The sequence below is a fragment of the Facklamia sp. P12932 genome, assembly GCF_050409545.1.
Taxonomy (GTDB): Bacteria; Bacillota; Bacilli; order Lactobacillales; family Aerococcaceae; genus Facklamia.
The window spans coordinates 1-7,335 of record NZ_JBNUPG010000034.1; the positions used below are offsets into that span (position 1 = coordinate 1).

At 34.0% G+C, this 7,335-nt stretch carries 6 protein-coding genes and 7 tRNA genes; 12 read left to right on the forward strand and 1 reads right to left on the reverse strand.

All coding sequences use genetic code 11. The features are described 5' to 3' along the window. Window positions 1-60: 60 nt before the first annotated feature. The 11 genes from ACQV2P_RS08320 (at window position 61) to ACQV2P_RS08370 (ending at window position 5,168) form a co-directional block, all read left to right on the forward strand. A tRNA-Phe gene (locus ACQV2P_RS08320) sits at window positions 61-133 on the forward strand. 5 nt (window positions 134-138) lie between these two features. Beyond that, window positions 139-219: transfer RNA gene (locus ACQV2P_RS08325), tRNA-Tyr, on the forward strand. 33 nt (window positions 220-252) lie between these two features. After that, window positions 253-323, forward strand: a tRNA-Trp gene (locus tag ACQV2P_RS08330). Window positions 324-337: 14 nt separating this feature from the next. Then, window positions 338-410: transfer RNA gene (locus ACQV2P_RS08335), tRNA-His, on the forward strand. A gap of 17 nt (window positions 411-427) precedes the next feature. Then, a tRNA-Gln gene (locus tag ACQV2P_RS08340) sits at window positions 428-499 on the forward strand. Between the two features lie 6 nt (window positions 500-505). Then, window positions 506-576, forward strand: a tRNA-Cys gene (locus ACQV2P_RS08345). 12 nt (window positions 577-588) lie between these two features. Continuing rightward, a tRNA-Leu gene (locus ACQV2P_RS08350) sits at window positions 589-674 on the forward strand. Between the two features lie 360 nt (window positions 675-1,034). Further along, window positions 1,035-2,078 carry a ribosome small subunit-dependent GTPase A gene (gene rsgA, locus ACQV2P_RS08355; protein WP_428894880.1) on the forward strand — a complete coding sequence of 348 codons (1,044 nt, stop codon included), beginning with the start codon at window positions 1,035-1,037 and terminating at the stop codon, window positions 2,076-2,078. Between the two features lie 97 nt (window positions 2,079-2,175). After that, entirely contained in the window at window positions 2,176-2,871 is a 696-nt protein-coding gene (locus tag ACQV2P_RS08360) for a hypothetical protein (RefSeq protein WP_428874560.1), read from the forward strand. A gap of 64 nt (window positions 2,872-2,935) precedes the next feature. After that, window positions 2,936-4,630, forward strand: coding sequence for a serine hydrolase (locus ACQV2P_RS08365; protein WP_428882502.1), 1,695 nt, complete (start codon window positions 2,936-2,938; stop codon window positions 4,628-4,630). A 229-nt stretch (window positions 4,631-4,859) separates the two neighbouring features. Beyond that, a complete protein-coding gene (locus ACQV2P_RS08370) occupies window positions 4,860-5,168 on the forward strand; it encodes a hypothetical protein (protein WP_428894881.1) in 309 nt (102 codons plus the stop codon). A gap of 101 nt (window positions 5,169-5,269) precedes the next feature. Here ACQV2P_RS08370 and ACQV2P_RS08375 read toward each other — a convergent pair whose 3' ends face one another. Next, window positions 5,270-5,560 carry an ArsR/SmtB family transcription factor gene (locus tag ACQV2P_RS08375; RefSeq protein WP_428874557.1) on the reverse strand — a complete coding sequence of 97 codons (291 nt, stop codon included), beginning with the start codon at window positions 5,558-5,560 and terminating at the stop codon, window positions 5,270-5,272. Window positions 5,561-6,139: 579 nt separating this feature from the next. On the opposite strand from ACQV2P_RS08375, the gene ACQV2P_RS08380 reads away from it, so the two are divergent. Further along, the gene (locus ACQV2P_RS08380; RefSeq protein WP_428874556.1) at window positions 6,140-7,237 is read left to right on the forward strand and encodes a LysM peptidoglycan-binding domain-containing protein; all 1,098 of its coding nucleotides are present in this window, start codon (window positions 6,140-6,142) and stop codon (window positions 7,235-7,237) included. Window positions 7,238-7,335: the final 98 nt, after the last annotated feature.

The following is a 7,335-nucleotide window of genomic DNA, read 5'->3' on the forward strand; positions in this document are numbered from 1 at the left end:
TAACATGCTTGCCTGTCACGCAGGAGATCGCGGGTTCAAATCCCGTCCGGACCGTTTCTAGGCTTGATAGCTCAGTTGGTAGAGCACTTGATTGAAGCTCAAGGTGTCGGCGGTTCGATTCCGTCTCAAGCCATTGCTGGAGGGGTAGCGAAGTGGCTAAACGCGGCGGACTGTAAATCCGCTCCTTCGGGTTCGGCAGTTCGAATCTGCCCCCCTCCATTTTAATAGGGATTGCTAACCATTTTCCTTTTTAGGGACTTAGTTTAACGGTAGAACAACGGTCTCCAAAACCGTCAGTGTGGGTTCGATTCCTACAGTCCCTGTTAAAAGTATGATGGCGATTGTGGCGAAGTGGTTAACGCATCGGTTTGTGGATCCGACATTCGTGGGTTCGATTCCCATCAGTCGCCTATTTATATTTTATTATTGGGGTATAGCCAAGCGGTAAGGCATCGGACTTTGACTCCGTGATTCGTTGGTTCGAATCCAGCTACCCCAGTTTCATGGCGGTATAGCCAAGTGGTAAGGCACGGGTCTGCAAAACCTTGATCGCCGGTTCAAATCCGACTACCGCCTTATATCTATTACGGCGGTGTGGCGGAATTGGCAGACGCGCTGGACTCAAAATCCAGTGCCGGTTACACGGCGTGTCGGTTCGACCCCGACCACCGCTATTTATTTTAAACTCTTTCCTGGATAGGAAGGTTTTTTTATTGTTTTATTTTCATTGGTAAAGTATAATTTTCTTATAAATTCGAAAGGAGTGGTACAAGATGAATTTAGAATATAAAAATTTAGGTTCTAATCTAAAAACTCTTCAATGGTTTTTTGCTAGGGTTATTTGTTTTTACGTACCACCCTATCATTAGTCATTTTCTATATTTTTAAGGATCTAAGTTAATCTTAGATTCTTTTTTATTTTAATTATATTTTAAAAATTATAGAATTTATTTTGTCTTTCTAAATTCATCATATTTACGAAAACAGATAGCTTTATGTAGCATAAAAGGATAATTTAGATAGGAGACTAATTGATGATAAACAAAGATTATGGTATTAATTCTTACATTTCTAGATATAATTTAAATAATGATTTAAATATCTATCGCATCACAAGTCGTAATAATGCATTTCTAACGCTTCATAATAAAAAAGACGAATTTATTTCGGTTCGAGTAAATTTAAAAAATAGTGATTTTGTTGTAGGTGATTATGTTTTAGTTGAAAAGAATGCGGGAGAACATCAAATATCCACGTTTCTCAAAAGAGATAGCTTGATTACTAAAGCTCAAAGCACATCACAAAAAAGTTTGGCATATAATGCTAAAGAACAATTAATAGCTGCAAATGTTGACCAAATATTTATTCTTATTGCAGCTGATCAGAGGTTTTCTTTGGGAAAATTCGAACGCTATGTCTCTACCTTTTCTAATATGGCTAAGGATATTCAAATTATTATTTCAAAATCAGACTATCAAGTAGAAGCTTCAACTATTGAAAATACTATTTTAAAGGTTTATCCTAAAATGAAAATTAATCAATTATCAATTCATGATCCTTTATCGTATCAAAAAGTAATGAATCTTCTCAAAAAAGGTAAAACTTCTATTCTAATTGGATCATCAGGGGTAGGAAAGTCTACTTTAATAAACACTATTTTACAAAAAGAAGAACTGTCAACTCAAAACGTTAGAAATGATGGTAAAGGCAAGCATACAACCACCTCTTCCTCTATGTATTTCCTTAAAAAAACCTCTTCTTATATTATTGATACACCAGGCTTTAAAACTATTTCATCCCATAGAGATGCAGATGAAACGCTTCTTTTTCAAAGTATATATGACCTTTCGCTTAAATGTAAGTTTAATGATTGTTCGCACGTGAATGAGCCTGGATGTGCTATTCAACTAGCCATCAAAAAAGGGAATTTATCTAAAGAGTTGTACAATCGTTATTTAAAATATAAAGATAAAAAGAAACGGTATAAGGAATTGATCAGCCAAAAAAACAAAAAAAAGAAACCACATCATCGAATGAAAGTAATCACTAAGTCAGGAATTCTTAACGACATTGATTAATCTCACCTAATCAATAGTTATAAGGTAGTTTATAGGGCAACGTTAAGGTATAATAGATAGGTCGATAATTTTATGTTATTTCAAAGAGGTGATCTGTTTGATTAGTACAGTAGAAAGTTATTTTGAAAAAGAAGATATTTTGGTTCCTAAGAAATATCTTCAAATTGATGAAGAGTATTTAAATAAACAAGTTGATCAAAAAGTGGAGGAACTAACCAATCTAAATTATCCAAATAATAAAAATTTGTCAGATGAAGTGATATTCAATCTAAATCTTCCGAATATCTATAGTTATCAAGACTTGAGAAGCTTTTTTTATAATGATTTGAAGCATCGTGTGGCTGAGTTCTTTTTTTATGATCAACTACTGCCTTACTTATTCACTTTTTTCGCTGAAACCAGTCAAACCATCATTAATCAAAGTGAGCTGTTGCTTTTTCAAAATGAGTATCTAAAAAGAGTAGAAACGATAGCTAAAGTAAAGAATATCTCTTTTTCTGATTATGTACAAATTCACCTTCGATTGGCTGGTAATCCTTATGAGCGAATTAAAGAGAGAGCTTTTGAGGAATTTGTTTTTAGGTTAATTGCCAATCAAAGATATGAGAAAAATGAGTATGCTAATTTACAAGATGAGTACGAAGCATTTATTTCCGACCGCTCATTATCTCTTAATGTTGATCCCTTTGATTTGAAAGAGGAATTAAGCCTATCTACTTTTGAACAAGATTACCCGACCATTTACTTTACTCAAGAACTGTTAGATTATTTTATACCTAAAATTATTAGTTAAGATTGGGTTCTTAAAATCCTATTGATATATTTACCAATAACATCAGGTGAAGGAGCGAACAAATTTGAATGATAGTTATCAAAAACAATTGCTTTCTTTTTTAATTACTGCGACTCTTTTTTCAACACTTTATTTCACTTTTGTTTCTTCCTCTAATCGTTATATTATTGAAAACTTTTTCAAAAAGCCGATTGATAGCAGCATTAACCTTGAGGAAGTAGATCTTAATTTAAGAAAAGATCCAATCTTACAAACCAACGCTAAATCTGAAAAAGTCTCACTCTCGTCTGAATTAAACGATCACTATATGCCAAGATTTTATAATCGACCTCAACTTATTAAGCCGACTTTAAAATCGTCTATTAATCGCAAACCAGTTGTTGAAGAAATTGGAGTGGCGGAACTTGTATGGAAAAGAGATGGATTGAAAAAGATACTTTATCAAGGTGGTTCGCCCTTCACCGGATGGTTTCAAGAAGATAAAACTAAAGGTTATTATCAAGATGGTTTAAAAGAAAATCTGAACAACAGTGAATTATTAGCTAAACAAGTTGAGGATCTTTTTGCTGTTAATAAATATCCTTTCTACATGACTCCTCATAAAAAAAGAGAGCATTTCACTCTGAAAACAATTGAGTACAGCATCCTTATTAAGTCTCCTGATTTAAAAATTTACTCAAATCCGCCTGGTTTAGCCAGTTCACGTTATTTACTAAATACTCAAGGAATGATAGACAGTCCAATGGAAGTAGGACAGGAACTCACTAATCAATACGGAACCTGGTTACATGTTTATTTTGGCTATGATGAGCTTGGTTGGATTAGAAAAGATTCTTCATATAATGATTACGTTTTAACCTATTATAGTGAAAGAGAGCTTTTAGATGAAATAGAAGCTATATTAGAGACTTATTTGGGATATATTAGTGCAACGGCAGGAGCTTCTTTTGTTAATAGTGAGCATCTTACCCAGGTTTCAGTAAATAACCAAATATTTTTCCCAGCCTCTACTCAAAAAATTTATGTTTTAGGTAAAATTTATGAGCTTTATAAAACTGGTGAGTTGTCACCCAATTCTATGGTTATTTTATCTGATGAAAACCGCGTCCCAGGTGCTGGAGTTATTCAAGGAGACCCTAGTGGGTCGCAATACACTGTGGATTACTTAGTAGATTTGATTCCTTTATATTCTGATAACACAGCTGCTAATATGTTAATTGAAGTAGCTGGCGAAGGTGAATGGATTACACCTTATGTCCATAAATTTGGTCTAAAAGATACCTTTGTTGATGGAAAATATTATCATGGATCAACCAACCGCAGATTTCAGACATCGCCTGGGGATGCTGCTATGTATTTCGCTTTAATGGCACGTAATGAACTGAATGGCGAACCTTGGGATGGTCAATTAATTCAAAAATTAATGACAAATCCATGGCGATATCTTTCTGCATTTATACCATACGTTACCACATGGAATAAAACAGGATTAGGATCGACAGAACAAAATGATGTCGCAGCTTTTCAAACGGATTATGGAACCTACACACTAGCTGTGTATACAGAAAATCCTTATAATTACGATGCTGTTCCTGATCAAATGGGAATATTATCTAAAGCTGTTTTTGATGTCTATGTTAGTAATCGTTCGCTCTTATGGCAAAAAGTAACAAATCCCCAAGCTTATTTAGAGGAAAAAGAGCAAGAAATGTTGAGGCAATCCACAGAAATGATGTTAGATGAAAACAATTATAATTAAAAAATAAAAGGGGCTGGGACAAAAGCCTTGAACAATTAAAGAAAGTCCGGTCAACGATCCATTTGTTAATCGGACTTTTTCTTTAACAATAAAAAAATAGAAAGCGTTTCCTGCTATAATAGTAGTAATCACAAAACCATTTAGGAGGGGCTTTCTATCTAGTAACAGTACACTATGAATCACACTTACTTGCCACTGGAAATGGATTGTTTATTCCCTGAAAATCATAGTGTTTAGGCGAATTCATGAGGTAGTCGAACAGATTCAATCTGAGATTCAGCAGCTCTTAAGTGAAGAAATTGAAACGCTTAACCGAGCGATTGAAACGCAAACTGTTGCCGGAGCGGATGAACGCAAAAAGAAGCGCTGTCGTCTCAAAAAGTATCACCAAAAAATTGCCCAGGATTTTATTCCTTGTAAAGAAAAACACACCACTTATCAAGCGACATCCAACGGTCGCAATAGCTTTTCTAAGACCGATGTCGAGCGAATATTTATGGCCAATAATCTACGTAAATACCCAAAGCAGCGAGCCTAGATTGGAAAGTCACTTTCCAATCTAGGCTCGCTGTAAATTTTGAGGGGGCTGAGCAGCCCTTTTGTCCCAGCCCCTTTTATTTTAGTAAGAATGCTTTCAGTTTAGCTGTTTTCGTAAGTTTCTAAGACGAGCTTGGCTGTATCGCTAGAAAGGGAATAATAAATTTTAGTTCCATCACGGTCCGCAGAGACAATTTTTGCTTCACGTAATTTACTAATGTGTTGAGAGACGGTAGATTGAGTTAATTCTAAATCTTGTTGAATTTTGCTGACATTCATAACACCGTTATTTTTTAATAGCAATGCGATTGAAAAACGAATAGGGTGTGATAAAAGTTTTAGTACATTAACATATCTAGCCATTTTTTTTGATTTCATTCCGTATGTTTGCATCTTTTCCCTCCATTTCTATCTATTTTTATGCCTAGTCAGATTGTATCACATATTTTACTTTTAAAGTAAGAATTTTTTGTGTTTTTTATATTACATTTAATTTTGCTTAAAATTTTTACTGATTATTAAATGGTGAAAATAGTAGATACTTATAATATTTTAGCTAGCAAGATAAGGATACCATTTTAAGTTGTAATAAGCAAAGGTTGTTTGAAAGTAGTGTATAAATGGTTTTTAGAATAGGTTTAAATTATAAAAATATGTAATTGTTTTATTTTTTAAACAATAAAGATCCTTCATATTAGTATGATAGTACTATTAAATAATCCTTAAACAATAAAATAAGCCAACGTATATGTTATTTTATTTATAACATAATTTTATAAAAGGCTTGAAGTGTATCTTGCTTGATTGATTGTAATATCACTGTAACCTATATTGCTATCTTTAATCGGTTTGCTTAATCATAGGTAACAAGTGCTAAAAAAACGTGCACTTATTAATAAACTTGTTTAAGATATCTTATATATTAATTTTAATAATAATTCACCAACAAGGTGATCATGTTAAGGAGTATTTATGAAAAAATCAATAATAAGTTTAGTTATCTCGTCACTATTGTTGCAAGTCGTAACTGTTCAACCAACTATCTTAGCTCAGGACGATAATTATCAAGGAAGTCTTGCGATGGTTTGGAAGCAGAGAACAGTTAATGAGATACGTCGTGTAATCAATCTAATGACTGAAAAACAAGATGGTGTCTATGTGATTCAATGGGGCGACACTTTAAGTAGTATTTCTGGAGCAACTGGTATATCGGTCAATGATTTGGCTCAAATCAACCAAATAGCTAATCCAGATTTAATCATAGCTGGAGCAGAGTTGCGTTTTAACTCAGATTCTGGGACGATCTCATATAGTCAAGGAGATGAAGAAGTAACAGTTACAGCTTATGAGACTGAAAGCAGTTCAATTAATACAAAGGCTCAAACAGAAGAGAGTCTCTTAGTAATTGAGGCAGCTGAAGACTTTGAAGAAGTTCAAGAAGAATTACCTACTTTTGAGGAAGCTATGCCTAATGAAGTTGTCGAAACAACTCGGGAAATTAGTGAAGAAATTCTTCCAGTTGTTGAAATGACTACCACGAGCAATGAAGTTATCGAGGAACAGCTGACTACTGAAGACTTTGAAACAACAGCCACTACAATTAAGTCTACTGATTTTAATACTGATTTAATTGAAACTAGCGTTTCAGATATTACAACTAGCATTACTACCAGTATTGAAACGACTAGTTATGTTGAATCTACCTATGAAGAAATAACTTTTGAAACGAATGAAGAAAGAGTTGAAACAACGCTTGTAGATAATAGCAGTACGGACCCTTATGCAGCGTTTGAAAGAATAGTTGCTGAGAAAGGTGTTTCTGATGTTGAGCAAGGTTATTGGAAGGCTATTATTAATCGTGAGTCCGGGTGGAATACATTTGCTAAAAATATGTCTTCTGGAGCATATGGATTACCACAAGCTTTACCAGGTAATAAAATGGCTTCTCATGGTGAAGATTGGCAAAGCAACCCTTATACTCAATTATCATGGATGTATGACTATATGGTAAGTCGTTACGGATCGATTTCTGGAGCTTGGTCACATTCTCAATCAAAAGGGTGGTATTAATAATTAAAGGGGGCTGTATCATAAGTCCATTTTTGCTATAACCTTTAAAATAAGACCCGAGATAAAATGTCCACGCATTTTGTCTCGGGTCTTTATTT